At 49.4% G+C, this 23,138-nt stretch carries 18 protein-coding genes; 9 read left to right on the forward strand and 9 right to left on the reverse strand.

Features of this window, described 5'->3' with window-relative positions:
* Positions 1-22: 22 nt before the first annotated feature.
* Positions 23-4,312: a formate dehydrogenase subunit alpha gene (gene fdhF, locus NFHSH190041_RS16005; protein WP_261922742.1), complete on the forward strand. Its 4,290-nt coding sequence runs from the start codon at positions 23-25 to the stop codon at positions 4,310-4,312.
* Positions 4,313-4,461: 149 nt separating this feature from the next.
* Here the strand turns inward: fdhF and NFHSH190041_RS16010 are convergent, their stop codons facing one another.
* Both NFHSH190041_RS16010 and chrA read right to left on the reverse strand, forming a co-directional pair.
* Complete coding sequence (locus tag NFHSH190041_RS16010) at positions 4,462-6,213, reverse strand: chloride channel protein (protein ID WP_261922743.1); 1,752 nt, start codon at positions 6,211-6,213, stop codon at positions 4,462-4,464.
* Between the two features lie 214 nt (positions 6,214-6,427).
* A complete protein-coding gene (chrA, locus tag NFHSH190041_RS16015) occupies positions 6,428-7,642 on the reverse strand; it encodes a chromate efflux transporter (protein WP_261922744.1) in 1,215 nt (404 codons plus the stop codon).
* Positions 7,643-7,981: 339 nt separating this feature from the next.
* Between chrA and katG the strand changes: the two genes are divergently transcribed.
* The 4 genes from katG to NFHSH190041_RS19695 all read left to right on the forward strand — a co-directional run bounded on the left by katG (position 7,982) and on the right by NFHSH190041_RS19695 (position 12,565).
* Positions 7,982-10,165, forward strand: coding sequence for a catalase/peroxidase HPI (katG, locus tag NFHSH190041_RS16020; RefSeq protein ID WP_261922745.1), 2,184 nt, complete (start codon positions 7,982-7,984; stop codon positions 10,163-10,165).
* A 520-nt stretch (positions 10,166-10,685) separates the two neighbouring features.
* On the forward strand, positions 10,686-11,273 hold the full coding sequence (locus tag NFHSH190041_RS19685) for a prepilin-type N-terminal cleavage/methylation domain-containing protein (protein WP_315972949.1): 588 nt from the start codon (positions 10,686-10,688) through the stop codon (positions 11,271-11,273).
* Positions 11,274-11,328: 55 nt separating this feature from the next.
* Complete coding sequence (locus tag NFHSH190041_RS19690) at positions 11,329-11,901, forward strand: prepilin-type N-terminal cleavage/methylation domain-containing protein (RefSeq protein ID WP_315972950.1); 573 nt, start codon at positions 11,329-11,331, stop codon at positions 11,899-11,901.
* Between the two features lie 82 nt (positions 11,902-11,983).
* Entirely contained in the window at positions 11,984-12,565 is a 582-nt protein-coding gene (locus NFHSH190041_RS19695) for a type II secretion system protein (RefSeq protein ID WP_315972952.1), read from the forward strand.
* Positions 12,566-12,628: 63 nt separating this feature from the next.
* Here NFHSH190041_RS19695 and kdsA read toward each other — a convergent pair whose 3' ends face one another.
* From kdsA to hemA, 7 genes are all read right to left on the reverse strand, one after another.
* On the reverse strand, positions 12,629-13,477 hold the full coding sequence (gene kdsA / locus NFHSH190041_RS16040; RefSeq protein WP_261925159.1) for a 3-deoxy-8-phosphooctulonate synthase: 849 nt from the start codon (positions 13,475-13,477) through the stop codon (positions 12,629-12,631).
* Positions 13,478-13,568: 91 nt separating this feature from the next.
* Entirely contained in the window at positions 13,569-14,621 is a 1,053-nt protein-coding gene (locus tag NFHSH190041_RS16045; RefSeq protein ID WP_261922746.1) for a DUF1176 domain-containing protein, read from the reverse strand.
* 167 nt (positions 14,622-14,788) lie between these two features.
* On the reverse strand, positions 14,789-15,601 hold the full coding sequence (locus NFHSH190041_RS16050; RefSeq protein ID WP_261922747.1) for a SirB1 family protein: 813 nt from the start codon (positions 15,599-15,601) through the stop codon (positions 14,789-14,791).
* Positions 15,601-15,996 (reverse strand): SirB2 family protein, encoded by a 396-nt coding sequence (locus NFHSH190041_RS16055; protein ID WP_261922748.1) that lies wholly within the window; start codon positions 15,994-15,996, stop codon positions 15,601-15,603. Before NFHSH190041_RS16055 ends, NFHSH190041_RS16050 begins: the two co-directional genes overlap by 1 nt.
* 350 nt (positions 15,997-16,346) lie before the next feature.
* Positions 16,347-17,216, reverse strand: a complete 870-nt coding sequence (prmC, locus tag NFHSH190041_RS16060) for a peptide chain release factor N(5)-glutamine methyltransferase (protein ID WP_261922749.1) — start codon at positions 17,214-17,216, stop codon at positions 16,347-16,349.
* Positions 17,216-18,307: a peptide chain release factor 1 gene (gene prfA, locus NFHSH190041_RS16065; RefSeq protein ID WP_261922750.1), complete on the reverse strand. Its 1,092-nt coding sequence runs from the start codon at positions 18,305-18,307 to the stop codon at positions 17,216-17,218. The genes prmC and prfA overlap by 1 nt, the downstream gene beginning before the upstream one ends.
* Before the next feature lie 15 nt (positions 18,308-18,322).
* Positions 18,323-19,573 carry a glutamyl-tRNA reductase gene (gene hemA / locus NFHSH190041_RS16070; protein WP_261922751.1) on the reverse strand — a complete coding sequence of 417 codons (1,251 nt, stop codon included), beginning with the start codon at positions 19,571-19,573 and terminating at the stop codon, positions 18,323-18,325.
* 235 nt (positions 19,574-19,808) lie between these two features.
* Between hemA and lolB the strand changes: the two genes are divergently transcribed.
* The 4 genes from lolB (at position 19,809) to gpt (ending at position 23,071) form a co-directional block, all read left to right on the forward strand.
* On the forward strand, positions 19,809-20,414 hold the full coding sequence (gene lolB / locus NFHSH190041_RS16075) for a lipoprotein insertase outer membrane protein LolB (protein ID WP_261922752.1): 606 nt from the start codon (positions 19,809-19,811) through the stop codon (positions 20,412-20,414).
* Positions 20,415-20,546: 132 nt separating this feature from the next.
* Positions 20,547-21,401, forward strand: coding sequence for a 4-(cytidine 5'-diphospho)-2-C-methyl-D-erythritol kinase (gene ispE, locus NFHSH190041_RS16080; protein ID WP_261922753.1), 855 nt, complete (start codon positions 20,547-20,549; stop codon positions 21,399-21,401).
* An 81-nt stretch (positions 21,402-21,482) separates the two neighbouring features.
* Complete coding sequence (locus tag NFHSH190041_RS16085) at positions 21,483-22,430, forward strand: ribose-phosphate pyrophosphokinase (RefSeq protein ID WP_261922754.1); 948 nt, start codon at positions 21,483-21,485, stop codon at positions 22,428-22,430.
* 185 nt (positions 22,431-22,615) lie between these two features.
* Positions 22,616-23,071: a xanthine phosphoribosyltransferase gene (gene gpt / locus NFHSH190041_RS16090; protein WP_261922755.1), complete on the forward strand. Its 456-nt coding sequence runs from the start codon at positions 22,616-22,618 to the stop codon at positions 23,069-23,071.
* Positions 23,072-23,138 lie beyond the last annotated feature (67 nt).

The raw sequence follows: 23,138 nt of genomic DNA on the forward strand, positions 1-23,138 counted from the left end.
GAAATCACGTAAGGTCAAGTCCATGATAGAACTGATGATCGACGGTCAATCTGTTGTCGCCCAAGATGGAGACACTATTCTCAGCTGTGCCACCCGGGCCGGTATTGATATCCCCCACCTGTGTCATCAGTTCGACGCTGACCCAGCCAGTCAGGCATTTGACAGCCAAAAACAGCACTGCAACCTGTGTATGGTGGAAGTTGCTGGCAATGACAACTGTCAACGGGCCTGTGAAATGAAAGCCGATAGTGGCATGGTGATTACTACTCAATCCGCCCAGCTAAGTACCCTGCGCCAACAGGCACTGCAAAGTATTTTGTCTGATCACTTTGCCGACTGCGAAGCGCCTTGCCAACGAGCCTGCCCTGCTGGGGTGGACGTGCAGCAATATCTTTATCATATTGCCCAAGGCAACCATACCGAAGCGGTTAAAGTCATAAAACAGACCTTGCCACTGCCGCTGAGTATTGGCCGGGTTTGCCCAGCATTTTGTGAAGCCGAATGCCGCCGCGGCCTGATTGATGAGCCACTGGCTATCCGCCAACTTAAGCGCCACGCCGCCGATCTGGATTTACATGATGAGCAGCCTTGGATGCCAGAGCGCGCCCCAGACAGTGGCAAAAAAGTGGCTATTGTCGGTGCCGGCCCGGCCGGTTTGGCTGCCGGTTATTTCCTCTCTAATCAAGGCCATACTGTTACTGTGTTTGATGCCATGCCTAAAGCTGGCGGCTGGCTGAGATACGGTATCCCGGAATATCGCTTGCCTAAAGCCATATTGGATAAAGAAATTGCCCTATTGTGCCGCAATGGCATGGATATTCAGACCGACACCAAACTGGGGCAAGATATCCAGCTTAATCAACTGGTCAGCAATTATGACGCCGTCTGCTTAGCCATCGGCGCCCAAAAAGCCGTCCCGATGAATTATCCCGGCAGTGATTTAGCGGGCTGTTATCTCGGGGTCGATTATCTAAAAGATTACTGCACTGACAAAACCCTGAGCACAGGCAAAAAAGTGGCAGTAATTGGTGGTGGAAATACCGCGATTGACTGTGCCCGTACCGCGCTGCGGGATGGGGCGGATGTCACCCTGATTTACCGCCGCACCCGGGAAGAAATGCCCGCCGAGCCCTATGAAATCCATGAAGCGGAAACCGAAGGGGTTAAATTCCATTTTCTGACCAATCCGCTGGAAAACCACAGTGATGACAAGGGTCGAGTCAACGCCGTGACCTTTGACAAAATGGCGCTGGGTGAGCCCGATGCCTCGGGTCGCCGCGCCCCGGTTGCCACAGGTGAAACCTTTACTGAAGCCTTTGATACCGTGATTGCGGCGGTATCTCAAAAGCCAGATATGGCCTTTCTAGACTTGCCCGGCAGTCAGTTGGCCAACGGCACTATTGCCCTGAGCCGATGGAATACTTTTATTGGCTGTGATCACACCATGTCCGCTGGGGTGGAAAAACTCTTTGTTGTGGGTGACTCCCGTCGTGGCCCAGCAACGGCTGTTGCCGCGATTGGGGATGGCCGCCGCGCCGCTGAAGCGATCCATAAGCAACTGTCTACCGGTTTAGTATGTGAACTGGTGCCTGAGCCTTTTAATGCTGCAAAAGCCCGTAAAACGAAACAGCTCGATGCCAGTCTTTATCCTCAGGTGCAAGTTCAGGGGCGGGCAAAAATGCCTGAGCTAAGCCCATCTGAGCGGGAGCACAATTTTGCTGAAGTAGAACTCGGCTTTGGTGATGATGCTGCGCTCAGTGAGGCGGCCCGCTGTCTGGAATGCGCTTGTCAGGCCAATAAACAGTGCGATTTGCGCGACTACGCTACCCAATACCGGGTTGATGCCAACGCCATCGCCGCCAGTGCACCGGAACAAGCCCGCCGCTTTGCCCTTGATACCAGCACGCCTTTTATCACCTTTGATGCCAACCGCTGTATCAGCTGCGGCGCCTGTGTTGATATGTGTCAGCAGCAAGCTGGTCATCAGGCTATCTGCTTTGAACAAGGCAGTTTTTCCGCCCTGCCAACAGGCAGTAATCCAGCGTTAAATCAAGACGCACAAAGGCGTGCTCCTAGAGCCGGATTTAGTGTTTCCATGGCCGATTCCAACTGCGTGCAGTGCGGTAACTGTGTGCAGGTTTGTCCTACCGGCGCACTGGTTGATTCCCGGGATAAATCCCAAGCCAGAGCGGCAGATACGCTGGAAAAAGTCTCCACTATTTGTACTTACTGTGGTGTGGGCTGCCGGGTCGAGATGCATGTGGATCGCAGTCAAAACCGTATTATGCGCGTCACTGGGGATGTAGAGTCCGAAGTGAATCAGGGCATGCTGTGTGTCAAAGGCCGCTTCGGGTTTGATTTTGTCGGCAGCAAAGAGCGCCTGACGCAACCTATGATCCGTAAAAATGGCCAACTGGAGCCGGTTAGCTGGTCTGAAGCAGTTACTTATGTGGCCGAGCGCCTGACGGATATCAAAGCCCGTCATGGCAGTGATGCGATTGCCACTCTGGCATCAGCCAAAGCCACTAATGAAGAAAACTTCCTGTTACAGAAATTTACCCGCGCCATACTGGGTACCAATAATATCGACCACTGCGCCCGCCTGTGTCACGCCTCTACCGTAAGTGCCTTGTATGACACCTTAGGTAGTGGCGCGATGACTAATGATATCCCAGGCATTGCTAACTCAGATCTGATCTTTATTCTCGGCTCAGATACCACCTGTGCTCACCCGATTATCGCCTCTCGCATTCAACAGGTTGTGCGCAGTGGCAAAGCGCGTCTGGTGGTGGCCGATCCTAAACGGGTTGGCATTGCCGATAGCGCTGAATTTTATCTGGCCCATCGGCCCGGCACCGATGTGATGTTGCTTAATGCTGTGATGCAGCAAATTCTGCTCAATGATTGGCAGGATGATGCTTATATCGCCAGTCGCACAGAGGATTTTACAGCCCTGCGCGATGAAGTGATGAAGAGTGATTACAGCTTGGACAATGCCGCGATTATCACAGGTGTACCGGCTAAAGATATTGCCAAGCTGGCCCGCATGCTGGGAAGTGCGGAAAAAACCGCCGTGTATTACGCCATGGGGATTACCCAACACACCTCGGGCCATGACAATGTTACCGCGATTTCCAACCTGCAATTAATGCTGGGGAACTTGGGGATCAGCGGCGCGGGGATCAACCCGCTGCGTGGTCAGAGTAACGTACAGGGCAGTTGTGATATGGGGGCATTACCTAACTATCTGCCCGGCTACTTGCCCGTCACTGAAGCGCAATACCGCCAAACATTGGAACAGGCATGGCAGTGCGCACCATTACCCGCCAGCATTGGCATTGCCGCAACCCATATGATGAAAGAAATGGCCCATGGCAAACTTAAGGCCATGTATATCATGGGGGAAAACCCGGTACTGAGCGATCCAGATCAAGCCCACGTGCTCAAGGGGCTGGCCGCGGCGGAATTTTTGGTGGTGCAGGATATTTTCCTGACCGAAACTGCCGAGCTGGCTGATGTGGTATTACCCGCTGCGGCCTTTGCGGAAAAACGCGGTCACTTCACCAATACCGAGCGCCGGGTACAGCAACTGCAAGCCGCTGTTACACCACCGGGCCAAGCCCTTGCGGACTGGCAAATTGTCCAGCAAGTTGCCAATGCCATGGGAGCTGACTGGCATTATCACAGTGAAGAGCAGATTTGGGCAGAAGTGAATCAACTGACACCTCAATATCGCGGCATCAGTTGGCAGCGGGTTGCCCCAACCTCAATCAAAGGCAAGCAAGGGCTGCAATGGCCTTGTGCAGATGAAACAGCGCCTGGTACTGTGGTGATGCACAGTAAACAATTTACCCGAGGCAAGGGGCGCTTTATTCCGGTGCATTACCGCCTGCCGGCAGAAATGCCTTGTGAAGAATATCCGCTGATCCTCTCGACCGGGCGTTTGCTGGAGCAGTTCCATACCGGTACCTTGACCCGCAAAACCAAAGGGCTGGATGTACTGGCCAGTCCCAAGGTGATGATTTCCGTCTATGATGCGGACAAGCTTGGTGTGAGTAATGGCGATATGCTGAAACTGACCACCCGCCGCGGTGAAATTGAAATTCGCGCTTTTGTCACCCGCAGAGCGCAGGCTGGAGTACTCTTCCTGCCATTCCATTTTGTTGAGGCGGCAGCCAATAAGCTGACCATCAATGCGCTGGACCCGGTCGCCCTGATCCCAGAATATAAATTCTGTGCTGTGCGAGCAGATAACCTCGGCGCCATGCCAGATGCCCATGGCACGCTGGAAACAACTGAGGTGACGGCGTAAACAGCACGCGTTTTTAAGCCGGTTAGATTTATACCGTCATTGATAAAAAAAGCCCTGCATAGCTGATATGCGGGGCTTTTTTATTGTATTGATTAAGAGGCTGTAGACCTTTCAAACTTGTTTTGGCGGCAATGTGAGTAGCACGAGCTTTATAGCCGGCAAAGATGAATCTCCTCTTCTAATTGCTGCCAACTGATAACGCCCAAAATATTGTCTTCATCTTCATGGTAGATATATACCTGCCCCCGATGCTGTAATTTCAACACTTGGTATGCATCATTCAAACTGGCGGTATCGCATAACCCAATCATGGGTTCTAGGGAATATTGCTGCTCAGGGTGCGGCGATAGATGAACAAGATTGTACTGGCCAACCTGCGTCTCAGCCGCAAGCGCCTCTGGCAGATTCGGTAACTGTTCTTCCAGGGACTGTGCGGCGACTGAAGCCGTATTTTTTACCAGTAAATAACTGTGTTTGGGTACCCTATTGTTGGCTAAATCCATCGCCGTCATTACCGCAAAGTCCTTATTCAGCAACGCTCTTACGCCTAAGGTCTGCAAGCCTTTATTAATCATCGGATTGTGATACCCCAACCCCATTAAATCCAACTGCCGTAGAAAAATCGACTCACTATTCAATAGCCGGTAAGCAATAAAAAAAGCCACGGTAGTCACAAACATACTGGGCAAAATAATGGCTGCATTATTGGTCAGCTCCAGCAACGCCACCAAAGCAGCCATGGGGGCACTGAGACATACCCCCATCATGGCCGTCATACCAATCACGGTATACAGCCCGATATACGGGCTTAAATCAGGGAAGAGTTCAACACTGAGTAAGGCCATAATGGTGCCTATCAGCGCCCCGATACCGTAAAGCGGCCCAATTAACCCTCCGGGGATCCCAAGGCCAATGGCCGCTACCGTCGCCATCACTTTCGCCAGCAGTAACACAACCAAAAAGTTGATACTTGGTTGGCTGTGGATAGCCAAATCAATAGCCCGCTCTCCGGTGCCCAATGCTTGGGGGAAATAAAGCCCAATCGCAGCGGTAATCACCCCAGCCAACAATATTTTGCTGGTGAGTGGTACCTTAGCGGCAAGGGCCGTTACATGAATAAGCAAGGTATTAAAGCCCGCCGCACACACACCCAAAACAATGGCCACCAGCGTCAGTAGTGGGTATTGATCTACCGGCATATGGACTGCTTGGATTTGGCCGAACTCATGCACATTGCCAAACACCAGTTGGCTGGAAATTGCGCCACAAATAGCCGCCAGCATAACAGGGATAAAATAGTGAATACGGTAGTCACGAATAATGACTTCGAAAACAAAAATCACCGCCGCAAAAGGAGAATTAAATACAGCGGCAATACCCGCAGCTATGCCGCTAGCACACATAATACGGATACTGTTGTTGGGCAGGTTACAGCGCTGGGCTAATGCACTGGCCGTAGCCGCCCCTAAATGAATGGCTGGTCCTTCTCGACCAACAGAGAAGTTACAGGCCAGCGCGAACAGGGCTTGGAAAAATTGCGCGGGGACAGTCACTAAGGGCAACTTGCCATAATTGGTGTTGAATTTGTGGATGACATAGGCAATGCCCATTCGCTTATAGCGCTGCGAGCCCACGGCAATGGTCAGACGGATTAAGACGGCACCGATAATCGGCAGCAAGATGCGCCAGTCAGTAATCAAGCCGCTAAAATCCATCACACTGATATGGGTGATGCTATCCAGCCAGTCGATACACAGGCGTAACAGAATAATCACAGCTGACGCCGCACAGGCAAACAATAATGCTAGTGCACAAAGCGGCACACTGGTTTTAGCCTGAGAGAGTTGCTCCCGTAGTTCTTCCTGCCAAAAGTGACGGAGTTTTGCCAAGATTATTAGCATGCTAATGTCGCAACCCACATCAGATTATTCAATTAATAACAATAGTTAAGGGGTTATATGTGTCAAGTCACCCTCTCAGTCTCAATCCCGGTATCCCAAGTCCCACCACAATAAAGACACGCAAGAAGTCACGGATAAATAAGATATATGGTTGTATCAGATGCGCTACAGAGAGGAGGCCGCAAGAGAGTAACAAAAGTGCCTATTGATGGTTTTACAGACCCACCAGCATCATCCCTACCACTGCAAACCCTGCCACCAGCAACACAATATGAACCCGCCTTAGCTTTAATAGCCCAAACCCAAGCAGTACCAGTGCCATATCGGTAGCAGTTAACACGCCGGAGAGAAAAACCGGCTGATAAAGTGCGGCCAACAGCAGCCCAACCACAGCAGCATTAATCCCGGCAACTATCGCTGCAATATTGGGTCGTTGTGCAAGGCTGTGCCAAGCCTGCATAAAGGCTAGTAAGAGTAAAAATCCGGGCAGGAAAATCGCCAAGGTTGCCACAATGGCACCCAACAGTGGGTAACTGAGCCACATTTCCGCGCCAAGAAACGTCGCCAAAGTAAACATGGGGCCTGGCACTGCTTGCGCCAAAGCATACCCGAGCATAAATCGGTCGGCACTGAGCTCCCCCGCCACGGCTGTCTGCAATAATGGCAAGACCACATGTCCACCGCCAAAGACTAAAGCGCCCGTCTGATAAAACTGCCCAAACAGCCCCGCGAGGGAATCGGAATACGCGGTTGTCAGCGCAAACAGCAGCAGTAGCGTAAATATCAGCACATATCCCCAGCGGACAGGCACAGAGGCTGAAACGCCCTCACTAGTATCATAAGAAGTTTCATACATAGGCTCAGCAGCCACATTCCGAGCTACATGCACGCCACGGCCCATGCGGTCGCCAAGCAGCCACCATCCTAGCAGCGCGCCGCCAATCAGGATGAATAACTGCACTGCCATCACAGGCCATAGCAAGATCACCACGGCGGCACCTAGCATAATGCCCCGCGCTTCTGCCCGTTGACAAAACTGCTGGAACATCGCAGTAACCGCATCCGCTACCACCACAACCGCTAATAGCTTTAACCCATGTACCGCGCCTTGAAATAAACTGCTTTCTAACCAGATACTGCTGGTCACAGCCATCAAATACAGCAATAAAAAAGATGGCAGGGTAAAACCTAAAAAAGCGGCGATAGCACCAGTAATCCTTCCGCGGTGATACCCGATTGCAAAGCCGATCTGACTGGATGAAGGACCGGGTAAGAATTGGCTCAAAGCGACAATACTGGCGTAATGACGATCATCCAGCCAATTCAGCTCAGAGACAAAAGTTCGACGAAAGTAACCAATATGCGCAGCCGGGCCACCAAAACTGACCCAGCCCAGCACAAAAAAACGGGTGAAAATCTGCCAAATCATCCTGATAACTCCATATTTTGCCCATCATGTAACGCCCAAACGCTGTTGATGCCGCTTTAGCTCAGTCGAGCGACTCCTGCTTACCCTTCTCCACTTCAATCAAATGACCAATCTCGTTGCTATCGGATAACACATTCAATAAACACAGCATTACCGGGCAATGTTCGAGTACAAAGCACAGCATTCTCTCGCCAATATTACTCACCCGGCAAAGCAACATTTATTTAACCGTTAAAACCCATTATTGCTACCGGTTTTATTAATTAGACTCTCATGTAACTTCCCCGCACTATGCTTATTGCTGTATTTACCGTTTGCCTTCCCCACAGGAGACATACCATGAGTGATATGAGCAAGTGTCCATTTAGCGGTCAACCACTACATACCGCCGGACAAAGTACCAACAATAAAGATTGGTGGCCCAATCAGCTAAATCTGCACATCCTCCACCAGCACAATGTCACAGCTAACCCCATGGGGGCTGATTTTGATTATGCCAAAGCTTTTAACCGTCTGGACTATCAAGCCCTAAAACAGGATTTGACTCAACTGATGACCGATTCCCAGCCTTGGTGGCCGGCAGATTACGGTCACTATGGCCCACTGTTTATTCGCATGGCTTGGCACAGTGCCGGCACTTACCGCACCGCAGATGGTCGCGGAGGTGGTAGCACAGGTAATCAACGCTTCGCCCCGCTGAATTCTTGGCCTGATAACGTCAATTTAGATAAAGCCCGTCGCTTGTTATGGCCAATTAAACAAAAATATGGTGACAGCATCTCTTGGGCAGATTTGATGATCCTGACCGGTAATGTTGCACTTGAATCCATGGGGCTGAAAACCTTCGGCTTTGCCGGTGGACGGGAGGATATCTGGGAACCAGAAGAAGATGTCTATTGGGGTACCGAGCAGACTTGGCTGGGGGATAATCGCTATTCTGGAGAGCGAGAACTCGAAAATCCCTTAGCTGCGGTACAAATGGGGCTGATCTACGTCAACCCGGAAGGACCTAATGGCAACCCAGATCCTGTTGCATCCGGGCGGGATATTCGCGATACCTTTGCCAGAATGGCAATGAATGATGAAGAAACCGTAGCACTGGTTGCCGGTGGACACACCTTTGGCAAATGCCATGGAGCAGGGGATGCCGCGTTAGTCGGCCCAGAGCCAGAAGCAGCCACCATTGAACAACAAGGCATGGGCTGGGATAGCCGCTTTGGTAGCGGCTTGGGCGGCGATACCATCAGTAGCGGTATTGAAGGCGCATGGACCACTAACCCCATCAAATGGGATAACGGTTATTTTGATGTACTGTTTGGTTATGAATGGCAACTGATTAAAAGCCCCGCAGGGGCGCACCAATGGATACCGACAGATCCCGCAGCAGCCAGTACCGTGCCAGATGCTGCCGATGCCAGTAAGCATCACGCACCTATTATGACTACGGCGGATATGGCATTGCGGATGGATCCCATTTATGAGCCTATTTCCCGCCACTTCCATCAAAATCCAGCCGCTTTTGCCGATGCCTTTGCCAGAGCTTGGTTCAAACTTACCCACAGGGATATGGGCCCCAAAGCCCGCTATCTCGGCCCGGAAGTCCCCACCGAAGAGCTGATTTGGCAAGACCCAGTACCAGCAAACAAACATGCACCACTGACCGAGGCCGATATCAGCCAACTCAAAGCCGCGCTGTTAAATGCCGGCCTGACACCTGCGCAACTGGTCAGTACCGCATGGGCATCAGCGTCAACGTTTCGTGGTTCAGATAAACGCGGCGGCGCTAATGGTGGTCGGCTCCGCCTGGCACCACAGCGTGATTGGGCGGTCAATCAACCGACTCAGCTCAATCACATCCTCAGTACCTTAGAAGGCATTGCCAATGATTTCAGTCAATCGGGAAAAACCATTTCGATGGCAGATCTGATTGTATTAGGTGGCAGCGCAGGAGTTGAACAAGCCGCGCGGCAAGCTGGTTTCAATCTTGAAGTGCCTTTCACTGCTGGACGAACGGATGCGACTGAAGCCCAAACGGATGCAGAATCTTTTCAAGTACTGGAGCCCGTGGCAGATGGGTTCAGAAATTATGAGTCCAAACGTTTCACTGTACCTGCAGAAGAACTTCTGGTCGATAAAGCGCAACTGCTAACCCTGAGCGCGCCGGAGATGACGGTACTCGTTGGTGGTCTCAGAGCCATGGGGATCCACTGGGATAACCAAAGTACTGGCATACTGACAACCACACCAGGGCAACTGAATAATGCCTTTTTTGTAAACTTGCTAGATATGGATACAGTTTGGACCCCAACATCCGATGATAGGACATTATTCCACGGCAAAGATCGCAGTAGCGGAGCATCCAAATGGACTGCCAGTCGGGTCGATCTTATTTTTGGCTCAGATGCCAGATTACGTGCTATTGCTGAAGTTTATGGCAGTGCAGATAATCAGCAGAAATTCCTGCAGGATTTTGCTGCCGCCTGGCAAAAAGTAATGGAGTTGGACCGATTTGATTTAGTCTGACACTTGCTTTAGTTCAATCAGGGGGCGGACGTTAAGCCTGCCCCTGTAACATCACTGGGCAGCGCACTCATCAAGCATAACAAAATAGCCCCCCACTTTATGGTGTATTTGATTTAAGCCAGCTAGCCAATCAAACTGTGAGTCACGGCGGCCGAAAAGCAAGCTGTGTAACCCGTTTTAATATCGGCTTATGTTGCAGCTTATACTTGGGGTATTTCCCCATTCCTTGGCTTGATTGATCAATCGGCCCACCAGATTTCATCTCTTTTGTTTAGGTCATATTGGTTTCGAGCTTGACCGTCAAAACCGAGGAAGAAAAAAGCAATTCGTAACATCACGTTTTATTTAGCTATTTTCTCTTTGTATCAAAGATGGATACAGAAGTCATTTTTCAGCATAAATAACCGCACATTTAGATTTTACAATTAATTATCACTATCCTAACATTAGTTGTCAGAGACTTAATTCACCCCAGCATTGCCTGATGCTCTGCATATAACGGCCATACCGGAGATAACCGATGAACATTGTGCGACATAAGATGAAGAAAAACCGAGGTTTTACCCTGATTGAACTGGTTGTAGTCATTATTATTCTTGGCATTCTGGCCGTCACGGCCGTGCCAAAATTTCTCAACTTCAAAGAAGATGCCATCGCTGCAACCTATTCAGGTTATATGGCCGCATTAAAGGATGGTATGAAACTGGCTAAATCCCGCTGGTATCTAGATGGCAAACAAAGCCCAGTAGAAATCAATGGCGTACAGATGTATTTCACCAGTAAAGGCGTACCTAAAGCTGTTGGGACAAATACGACAGGTGATACGACCAATGCAGCTAACTGCGCAGCTATTTGGAATGCTGTTGTTAAAAGCTCCCAACGTATGAAGCTATACGGCACGGCAGGTTGTGTCGAAAATGGTTTCACCCAATGTGATATGTACTCCATTGGTGCCGATCAGGTGGATGGCGGCCCAAATGCTGCCTGTCGCTTTCGGGTAGTGAAAGAGGATGGTTCTGTTGCTCGTATTGAAGATATCGTTTATCGCATCAGTGATGGCATTGTTCGCTGTCATAATTCCGCATCAAACACCCCCTGCTTCCAATAGTTCTGTTTCAAACTAACAGACGTAGCACTAATTAATAGATCAAAGAGGTTCACCAATGCACACAAGTAAGCCTAAGGGGTTCACCCTGATTGAACTGGTTGTCGTCATTATTATCCTCGGTATTTTAGCTGTTACTGCGGTGCCTAAGTTTCTTAATTTTAAAGAAGATGCCATTGCAGCTACTTACTCTGGTTATATGGCCGCACTAAAAGATGGTATGAAATTAGCCAAATCCCGCTGGTATTTGGATGGGAAGCAAAGCCCTGTGGAAGTCAATGGCGTACAAATGTATTTCACCAGTAAAGGCGTCCCTAAAGCCGTAGGCACAGATACGACTGGTGATACAACTAATTTGACTAACTGTGCCGCGATTTGGAATGCACTCGTTAAAAGCTCTCAAATCATGCGCCCGTATGGTACCGCCGGATGCCAAGATGGCAACCTATCTCAATGTGACATGTATACCATCGGCGCGGATGCAGTTGATGGTGGCCCTAATGCAGCCTGCCGTTTCAGAGTCGTTAAAGAAGATAAATCAGGAGCAAGAATTGAAGATATTGTTTATCGTCTCAGTAATGGTTTAGTCCTCTGCCATAACTCAGCGTCTACCACCCCTTGCTTCCAATAATGCCACACCAGCCATCATGGCAGTTCGAACGATCTGCCTTAGCTTTTTTCAGCCCCAAGTATCTGCCACAAAAGGAGTCCTCATGACAGGAAAATCGCGCAAGCAATCATCAGGCTTTACTCTAATTGAATTGGTGGTTGTTATTATCATTCTTGGTATTTTAGCTGTCACCGCGGTTCCCAAATTTCTTAACTTTAAAGAAGATGCTATTGCCGCAACCTACTCTGGTTATATGGCCGTACTAAAAGATGGTATGAAATTAGCCAAATCTCGCTGGTATTTAGATGGCAAACAAAGTCCAGTTGAAGTCAATGGCGTACAGATGTATTTCACCAGTAAGGGTGTACCTAAAGCCGTAGGCACAAATACCACTGGCGATACCACCAACGCCGCGAATTGCGCCGCGATTTGGAATGCACTCGTTAAAAGTTCTCAAGTGATGAAAAATTATAATTCCACCGGTTGCGCTATAGGAAATTTCTCCCAATGTGATATGTATACCATAGGTGCGGATGCAGTTGATGGTGGCCCCAATGCAGCCTGCCGTTTCCGAGTGGTTAAAGAAGATAAATCTGAAGCCAGACTAGAAGATATTGTCTACCGCATTAATGACGGCATTGTTCGCTGTCATTTGGCGGCAACTACTACACCGTGTTTCCAATAATCAACCGAATAATGACATAAAAAAACGGAAGCGATTAGCTTCCGTTTTTTTGTGCCGCAAATATTATTTACTGGTATCAATCGGCGCAAATGATTTCACTAACGAGTCAATTGCTTTCATCTGGCTCAGATAGGCTTCTAGCTGGTGCAATGGCAATGCGCATGGACCATCACACTTAGCATTATCTGGATCAGGATGCGCTTCAATAAACAGACCAGCCAATCCTAATGCCATACCACTGCGAGCGAGTTCAGTAGCTTGGGCACGACGACCACCAGCAGACTCTTCACGACCACCAGGGCGCTGTAAAGCATGGGTCGCATCAAAGATCACCGGATAACCACTCTGTTTCATTTCATCCATACCCAGCATATCGACAACCAGGTTGTTATAACCAAAACAGCTACCGCGCTCACACAGCATGATTTCATCATTACCGGCTTCATTAAATTTCTTAATGATGTGACGCATTTCGTGGGGGGCTAAAAACTGTGGCTTTTTCACATTAATAATGGCCCCGGTTTTTGCCATAGCCACCACTAAATCAGTCTGACGAGCCAAGAATGCAGGAAGTTGGATAACATCAACCACTTCAGCAACTGGAGCACATTGATGCGGTTCATGCACATCTGTGATCAGCGGAATATTGAAAGTGGATTTAATCTCAGCAAAAATCTTTAACCCTTCTTCCATACCCGGACCCCGGTAAGAGTTTACTGATGAGCGATTTGCCTTATCAAAAGATGCCTTAAATACATAAGGAATACCCAGCTTCTGGGTCACTTCCACATAGTGCTCAGCAATACGCATCGCCATATCACGGGATTCAAGTACGTTCATGCCGCCAAACAGCACAAACGGCTTATCATTGGCAATATCGATATTACCCAGTTTGATGGTTTTATTGCTCATCATTATTTTCTCTTCTCAGCCGGCCGCAATCTGCACCGGTACCATAGGTTAAGGCGGAATTATAACCCCAATACTATAGTTAAAGTTAGACCTAAGACTTTTCCTTTGCCTCAACAACTTGAGTAACCCAATCCGGCATAGGATCTACCCCACCCGGGATACCACGGCACTCCCCAGTTGAAAATGAACCACTTCGCTGAAATCCTTTACCATCAAATACCCAGGAATCGCGACTCCAACAATCACCAAGGCCTCGGGCTTTAAAGTCATTTTGCAACACGCCATCACGAAAATCCGTTGCCTCAACGTTCTGAAATATTGCTTTGTCAGGGTGCGCAGGTTCAATCAACCAAACAGCTAAACCATAGTTATATGCCGCCATCCAGCAAAGTGTTGTGACCAATTCAGTACCATTAGCTAAAGTAACAGTCGAAATTTCTTGCTGCTCGTCAGATACACTATCGCAGCCAGAATCATCATTATCCCCATTTGCATCATCATTTCTTTGTAATATCTGTAATAACTGCTTATAACGAAGAGAGCCTTCAGCAACCTGAGTTAATTTACCTCGTCCCCCATAATTAATTATTTGGGGAGGCAATGCTGCTGGCGGTACCGTCATTTCATCTCGATGACCTTTAACAATGATGGCGGATGGCGTCTGTAATCTTCCCTGAAATTCATCCATTTTGCGAAATACGGCGCTGGAACCAGCAGCTGAAATTGACCACTGTCTCTGAGCATCCCCCACGGTAATACGCGCCTTATGCGCCATCACTGCCAATAGGGCGTTAACCTGTTTATCAGTCAAAACTGAGTTAGGAGTATTACTAAGAGCACCGAAATTTTTACCATTAATATATAAAGAAAAACTTGTTGGGGAGGGATCATCTCCGAATGTCATTCCAAGATAAATTTTTCCCGTAACCCGAGTATCAGGCCCCGCAGCTCGGGTCAACATCACAGCCACCGGATGTTCACTGTCCTCCTGAGCATAACCGACAGCACGGCAAGTCCCTGTATTGTCACAAACTAACAGCCAATCTTTGTGATTAAAACTCATCCCTTCAAATGCTTGCGCTGCATCTGTGATTACAACAGACACAAACCCAATCAATACCGCCAACCAATGACACCGCCTCACAATATTTCCTCATGCCTTTAAAATACAGATAGTTATCTGTTAGTGACGACCTGCTTAACGGGGAAATCAAATTGAAACCAAATAAAAGGTAAGAAAAATAAAAAGCGCTCTTAATAGAGCGCCTTATAACCATAAGTACCGAACCTAAAACTTAGAAGATCGATCTATTAATGAAACACTTCTGATTGACCATTTAATTCCCGTAATTGAATTTTCACTAATTCAATCAACGGATCATGCGGGCTCTGCTCAATAAAAAACGCGAGATCAGATGCTGCCAGCGTAATGCATCCCAATTGCTGGGCAATAAATGCCCGTTCACGATGCAAGTGAACATCATCCGGATGCCAATTGAGCAACAAGTTACAGCAAGCCATTGCTACCTCAAAACGCTTGCTAACAATACAGCCTGCTTTCATTTCATGTAGCATTCGGGTCAACAGCCGATCATTACCCACAGGTTTAAGATAAGCAGGCTTAAATGGAGCGCAGTCGCCTAACTCTCCACGTACCAATGCATGCATATAATGGCGGCTGACGGCTTTTCCTGTCAGAGGATCAAGGTAGCTCAATTCATTATTTATGCGGCATAACAGCAAGGTATGACCCGGGAGTAATACCGGCTCAAGGGGTAAGTCGAGCTGTTTTGCCAGTTGCATTAATACCACGGCCAATGTGGTACTGTTGCCCTGACGCGAGGTCAGACAATGGCCTAAATCTGCCGCTTCAACACTGAAATAATCTTCCCGGGCACAGAATCCCAGATCTTGATAAAACCAGTGCAATAGTGCTGCGAAACGCTGCTGCTGATCGACCAGATAATGGCTCAGCACAGAGCCGGCCAATTCATACCAGGCCCAACTGGCAGCCTGCAAATTAGAAAGCCCCAACTGAGCTGAAATCTCGAGGGCGGTTTCCGGCAGGGTTATCGCCTGACGGTCCAATTCAAATTTAGTATCAGCAAAAGAAATACTAGACATTAACCAATCAATACCGCTTGTTTAAAATGAGCCAATTTGGCGGCGTACATCAACCAACCTAATGCACCGACAAAAGCAAAAATACGGAACAGCTTGCCCCGATCCTGTTGCATCGCCATCACGCCTAGCAGGATATAGGCAGCCACAGCACCAATTTTTTCGGTCAACCAAGGATCCACAAACGGATATTGATTGATCATAAAACACAGTAAGACACCAGACAGCAGCAAAAATGTGTCAATCACATGGGGAGCGACTTTAAGAAACTTCTTTTCCATCACTGCGGAGCGACGCATCTGCAACACAAAGCGCACAATAAAAAACAGCACACTGACTGCAATCAGTAATAAATGAGTGTGTTTAACTGCCGGGTAAAGACTGTAAAAAGTGTCCATATTGGTCCATCGGTGCCGAAACGGGTCAAACAGTGTACCCGATTGCACCTGCGATACCAATCACATGGCGGCGATAAGCCTTATCGCTTAAGCGACATTATCCCACAGCAGATATCGCATCTAAATCTACCGAGTGCTACTGAGAACAAAAAATACACTCCAGAATACATGTATCCTGCTAACGCTTAGTTAAGATGGGGGCGCATAGCTTTTTTTCAACTCCCCAGCCAATTACACAGCGCTTTATTTTCTTCACTAAACCCTATTTCAAACATCAAAATGACAATAAAAATGCCCCACTAAAATAAGCGGGGCATAAAAGGAAACTATCAATGTGTTATACGGTTAGCTTACTGAGTGCTTACCTTATGCGCGCCAGGCCAACGGCCTAAAGTGCAACGTTCATTACTGCTAAAATCCCGCACAGTCGCAACGGACTCATAACCCAACGCTGTCAGTTGTTCACGCAACTGCACCGCCTGCTGATAACCATGCTCAAGCAACAAGTAACCACCGGGAGTTAAATAATCCCGCGCTGTGCGAGCAATATAAAACAGATCGGCAAACCCTTCATCAGGGGCCGTCAGTGCCGAAAGCGGCTCAAAACGCACATCTCCCTGCGACAAATGCTCATCCTGCTCATCGATATAAGGCGGATTGGAGATCACTAGCTCAAACTGACGTCCTTGCACCGCACTAAACCAATCGCTTTGCAGTATATTTACCGCACCGAGGGACAAACGTTCCCGATTGAGTTTTGCCAGCGCAACCGCATCAGCTACTTTATCCACCGCGGTAATTTGCCAGTGGGGCTTTTCAGATGCCAAAGATAGGGCTATCGCCCCGGTGCCGGTGCCCAAATCCAACACTCGACTGGTTTGTATCAATGGTAGATTCAGCGCAGTTTCCACCAGCATTTCTGTATCAGGCCGAGGGATTAGCGTTGTGTCATTAACCAGAAAAGATAAAGACCAGAACTCCCGCTCACCAACAATATGCGCCACAGGATGCCCTTGCGCTCGCCGGTTAACCATCGCCATATACGCCAGCCATTTCTCCTCTCCAATTGGCCGCTCCGGCCAAGTATAGAGATAAGTGCGCGACTGGTTTAACAGGTGCAACAGCATAACTTCAGCATCCAGCGCCGGTGACTCAGATATCCGCTCCAACTGTACGCTGGCCCATTTCAGGGCCTGCTCAATACTGGTATTAACCGGCATTAGCCTTGCTCATCTGCCAGAGCAGCCAACAGATCGGCTTGGTGTTCCTGCATAATCGGATCGAGTACCGCATTCAAATCCCCTTCCATCACCTCATTAAGGCGATACAAGGTCAGGTTGATACGGTGATCGCTCACCCGACCCTGAGGGAAGTTATATGTACGGATACGCTCGGAGCGATCACCACTGGCCACCAACGAGCGACGAGTCGATTCTTCTTCCTTACGGCGTTTTTCATCTTCAGCGGCCTGCAAGCGCGCCGCCAACACACTCATCGCCTGAGCACGGTTTTTATGCTGAGAACGCTGATCCTGACATTCCACTACGGTACCCGTTGGAATGTGGGTGATCCGAATCGCAGAGTCTGTTTTGTTCACGTGCTGACCACCGGCACCAGAGGAGCGGAAGGTATCGACTTTCAAATCGGCAGGATTGATATGAATCGCTTCAGCTTCAGGTACCTCTGGCATGACCACCACGGTACAAGCTGAGGTGTGAACCCGGCCTTGTGATTCCGTTTCTGGCACCCGCTGCACCCGGTGACCACCGGACTCAAACTTCAGCTTGCCATACACTTCATCACCGCTGAATTTGGCAATCACCTCTTTGAAACCACCGTGTTCACCTTCGTTGGCACTCATGATCTCAACCTGCCAGCGGTTTGCTTCGGCATAACGGCTGTACATGCGGAATAAATCACCGGCAAAAATCGCCGCCTCATCACCACCGGCACCGGCGCGAATTTCCACAAAGGCACTGCGGTCATCATTAGGATCTTTAGGCAGCAGCAGGATCTGCAACTCATCTTCCAGTCGCACTAAGCTCTCTTTCGCTTGGGCAATCTCTTCTTCGGCCATCTCCTGCATATCAGGATCATCTTCCGCCAACATCTCTTTCGCTGATGTTAAATCAGCCTGAGCCTGCTGATAGGCTTTAAAGCCGGCGACCACATCTTCCAGCTGGGCATACTCTTTAGACAGCGCCCGAAAACGGTCCTGATCTGAGATAATACCGGCATCGCTGAGTAGCGCCTGCAGCTCTTCATAGCGTTCAAGCAAGCCTTCAAGCTTGCGGATTACGGATTCCTTCATGATTCCTGACTAACCTTACTTTTTATCCAAACCGAGCGCGGCCCGCAGTTGTCCCAGGGTATTAAGATCGCCATGACGACTCGCCGCCGTCAGCGCCTGGGTCGGCGCATGGATTAACCGGTTGGTCAGTTTATTGGCCAACTCAAGCAAAACCTGTTCATGATCGGCCCCCTGAGTCAGCTTATTCAGTGCCCGGGCGACCAATTCGTCTTTAATTGCCATGCTTTGATTGCGGTATTCGCGGATACAGTCCACTGAATCCAATGAGCGGATCCAGTCCATAAACAGGTGAGCCTGTTCATCGGCAATCACTTCTGCCTGCTCGGCAGCCTCTTTACGGGAGGCCATATTCTGTTCAATGATGCTTTGCAGATCGTCAACGGTGTACAGAAAAGCGTCATCCAAATCGGCGACTTCTGATTCAATATCCCTGGGAACCGCTATATCAACCAGTAACATAGGCTGATGACGACGCTGTTTCAGCGCTTTTTCTACCATGCCTTTGCCTAAAATAGGCAGCGGACTGGCGGTAGAGGATATCACGATATCCGCCTGGGAGAGAAAATCCGGAATATCTGGCAAGGTAATGGCCGTTGCGCCGAACTCTTCACACATGGCCTGAGCCCGCTCCAGTGTCCGGTTCGCTACGACCATGGCAGCCACACCGTTATCTTTCAGATGCCGGGCCACCAGTTCAATGGTTTCCCCCGCCCCGATCAACAATACCTTGGTGTGGCTCAAGGATGAGAAAATATGTTTTGCCATCGACACAGCAGCGAATGCCACAGACACAGCTGCCGCACCAATTTCTGTCTCAGTCCGTACCCTTTTTGCTACCGAAAAGGTATTTTGAAATAGCCTGTCCATTGTCACAGCCACTGTGCCGGCTTCTTTTGCCTTGGCAAAAGACTGCTTAACCTGCCCCAGAATTTGCGGCTCACCTAACACTAAGGAGTCTAACCCGGATGCCACGCGCATTAAGTGCCGAACTGCAGTCTGGCCTTCATACTGGTACAAGCAAGGAGCCACATCCTCATGGCTTAGCCCATGGTAATGCTCCAACCAAGCGACCACATCGTCTTTGGCAGCATTATTACAATAGAGTTCGGTCCGGTTACAGGTGGACACAATGACGGCTTCGCCCGTTTTAGTGGTACAAGCCAGGCTTTTCATGGCGTCATGAATTTTATCTGGGGAGAAGGCGACTTTTTCCCGCAAATCTACCGTGGCCGTTTTATGGTTAATCCCGATTGCTACAAGGCTCATCTGACTCTTTTCTGGATACTGGGCGTTTATAATGAGAGTAAGCAGGCCATTCTACTGAATTGACCTAAGTAAAAATAGAATATGCTTAACAAAACCGACTAAAGGTAATCAAGCCAATCAATTTTTTAATAATTGTGAAAAGCGAATCGGTTAAAGCAACCAGATCCGGGACTTGGTATTGTGACAAGCCGACCGTATCATAGGCACTTTACCCCATCAGTTATAGACGAATATTTTGAAACGCCTCACAAAAACCGCCTTCGCCCTGTTGCTGATGGCTGCTGCCCTACTCGGCGGTTGCGCCACTCGGCCACAACTCCCTTTGGTCGCCGCTAACGAAAGCAACCCAGCTAATGCCTATGCTTGGGATTTGTCTGGTAAAATTCTGATTAAAACGCCGCAGGATAAAGCCAGCACCAACCTTTATTGGCTACATAGCCCCAAGCTGGAGCAGTTACAACTGACCTCCATGCTTGGTACCAGTGTTTTATCCATGACCATCACCCCACAGCTAACCCGCATTGAAACCGGCGGCCATACCTATCAGGCCAAACAGCCCGGTCCATTACTCCAGCAATTAACAGGCTGGAATATTCCGCTGCAATTACTGCCATTGTGGGTTACCGGCCAATTTGAACAGACAACAGTGATCCGCCGGGATGCCCACCAACGCCCAGCGGAACTTATCAGTACGGATAACTGGCCATGGCATATTAAGGTAGGAAGTTGGCAACAAGATAACCCGCGACTACCTAGAACTTTATTGTTACGCCGTGGCGATCTCAGCCTAAAAATTCAAATAAATCGCTGGCAGGCGCTGGCACCTGATACCAAGGCATAAGCCAGTGAGGTGAGGTAAGTTCGGCACTATGCCTTACGGCCTATCTCACCACTTAGCCACTGCTGGCCGGTGATATACCGCCAGCAGCATTTATGCCACACTTTGCTCCGTTAACCCCTGTCGGATATTGCTATGAACCACCCGATTTCCCGCCACTGGCCCGCGCCAGCCAAACTCAACCTGTTTTTACATGTTAATGGTCGCCGCGCTGATGGCTATCACGAACTGCAAACCCTGTTTCAATTTATTGACTGCTGTGATCAGCTGGACTTTCAACCAACAGAGAGCCCTGAGCTGGTGCTGCATTCCACTCTCAGTGAAGAAGTGGCCGATAAAGACAACTTGATTATCCGTGCGGCCCAAGCGCTAAAACAGGCCACAGGTTATCATGGTGGCGCACATATCTGGCTCGAGAAAAACCTGCCTATGGGCGGCGGACTTGGCGGCGGTTCATCGGATGCAGCGACCACCTTGGTGGCACTCAACGCCCTGTGGCAAACCGGACTGACGCCAGCGCAGTTAGGTGACATCGGGCTGACGTTAGGCGCAGATGTGCCCATATTTATTCACGGCCATGCCGCTTTTGCCGAAGGTGTTGGTGAAAAGCTGCAACCGGCAGATCCGACTGAGCCTTGGTATTTGGTGATCACGCCCAAGGTGCATGTTTGCACTGCGACTGTATTCAAAGACCCTGATTTACCCAGAAATACCGCCAAACTCACATTTGATACCCTGATGCTTAATCCATGGCGAAATGACTGCGAAAAACTGGTGTGCCGCCGCTACCCTCAAGTTGCCAATGCCTTGGCGTGGCTGATAGAATATGCGCCGTCCAGAATGACCGGAACCGGTGCCTGCGTGTTCGGGGAGTTCAAAGAACAGCAACAAGCCCTTGCTGCGCTGAGCAATCTGCCGGCAGATATGGACGGTTTTGTTGCCAAAGGGATGAATATATCACCGTTAGAGTTACGCCTGCGTCAACTCTGACAATCATCTGGCAGGTCAATATCCTGTGCCAATTATTGACCGCCAGCCACAGAAATAAAGCATACGCCTGAGGTTCTTACAGTGCCCGACATCAAGCTCTTTGCTGGGAATGCCACACCCAGTTTAGCTAAGAAGATTGCTGACCGTCTATTTTGCAAACTTGGCGACGCCGAGGTTGGTCGATTCAGCGATGGTGAAATCAGTGTTCAAATCAACGAAAATGTACGTGGTGCTGATGTGTTCATCATTCAGTCTACCTGTGCACCAACCAATGATAACCTGATGGAACTGATCGTTATGGTTGATGCGCTGCGTCGTGCATCTGCCGGCCGTATCACCGCTGTTATTCCATACTTTGGTTATGCCCGCCAAGACCGTCGTGTCCGCAGTGCCCGGGTACCTATTACCGCGAAAGTGGTTGCAGACTTCCTGTCCAGTGTTGGCGTTGACCGCGTATTGACCTGTGACCTGCATGCTGAGCAGATCCAAGGCTTCTTTGATGTACCGGTAGACAACGTATTCGGTAGCCCTGTGCTGCTGGAAGACATGCTGGAAAAGAAACTGGAAAACCCAGTTGTGGTTTCTCCAGATATCGGCGGTGTTGTTCGCGCCCGCGCCATTGCCAAGTTGCTGGATGATTCCGATCTGGCAATCATCGATAAGCGCCGTCCACAAGCTAACGTTGCTCAGGTAATGCACATTATCGGTGATGTTCAAGGCCGTGACTGCATTATTGTTGACGATATGATCGATACTGGCGGCACCCTGTGCAAAGCGGCTGAAGCCCTGAAAGAGCACGGCGCTAACCGGGTATTCGCTTACGCCACACACCCGATCTTCTCTGGTAACGCACCACAGAATATCGCCAACTCAGTGATTGACGAAGTGATCGTAACCGACACAGTCCCACTGTCTGAAGAGATGAAGAAAAACGGCAAAGTCAGCCAGCTGACCATGTCTGCCGTACTGGCTGAGGCTATCCGCCGCGTCAGTAACGAAGAATCTATCTCTGCCATGTTCAAGCACTGATTTTCAGTCTGAACCGGCTATTAACGCGCCTAAGTGGCGCGTTTTTTATTTCTATCCAGCTCACAAAATCCCTGCTCCAAGGTTTGTTCCCCCTACACCACTGAGTCACAATACCGCGCAACCTTTTATACCCTCATCTGACAGCCACACTGTCAGACATCATATTGCTTTGGATAAGGTTGTATATGACCAAGAAATTTTTAATTACCTGGGATCAAATGCAGGGCTATAGCCGTGAACTGGCGGCCCGGTTAATGCCTGCGACACAATGGCATGGCATTATTGCTGTTAGCCGTGGTGGATTAGTACCTGCTGCAATTTTGGCGCGGGAGCTTGGTCTGCGTCATATTGATACCATCTGCATTGCCAGCTATGAGCATGATCGTAAAGGGGATGCCAATATCCTCAAACACGCCCCAGGTGACGGTGAAGGCTTTATCGTGGTGGATGATTTAGTCGATACCGGCTCTACCGCCCGCATTATCCGTGAAATCTACCCCAAAGCCCGTTTTGTCACCGTCTGCGCTAAACCGGCCGGGGCAGCATTAGTAGATGACTATATCGTCGATATTCCTCAGGATACTTGGATTGAACAACCTTGGGATACCGGTATTCACTTCCAGCCACCGCTGCATGGTTAACGCCACATAAAAAACCGGCCTTCCATAGCAAACAGCCCGGCCATCATCACTGACAACCGGGCTGCTT

Source organism: Shewanella sp. NFH-SH190041 (genome assembly GCF_024363255.1).
Taxonomy (GTDB): Bacteria; Pseudomonadota; Gammaproteobacteria; order Enterobacterales; family Shewanellaceae; genus Shewanella.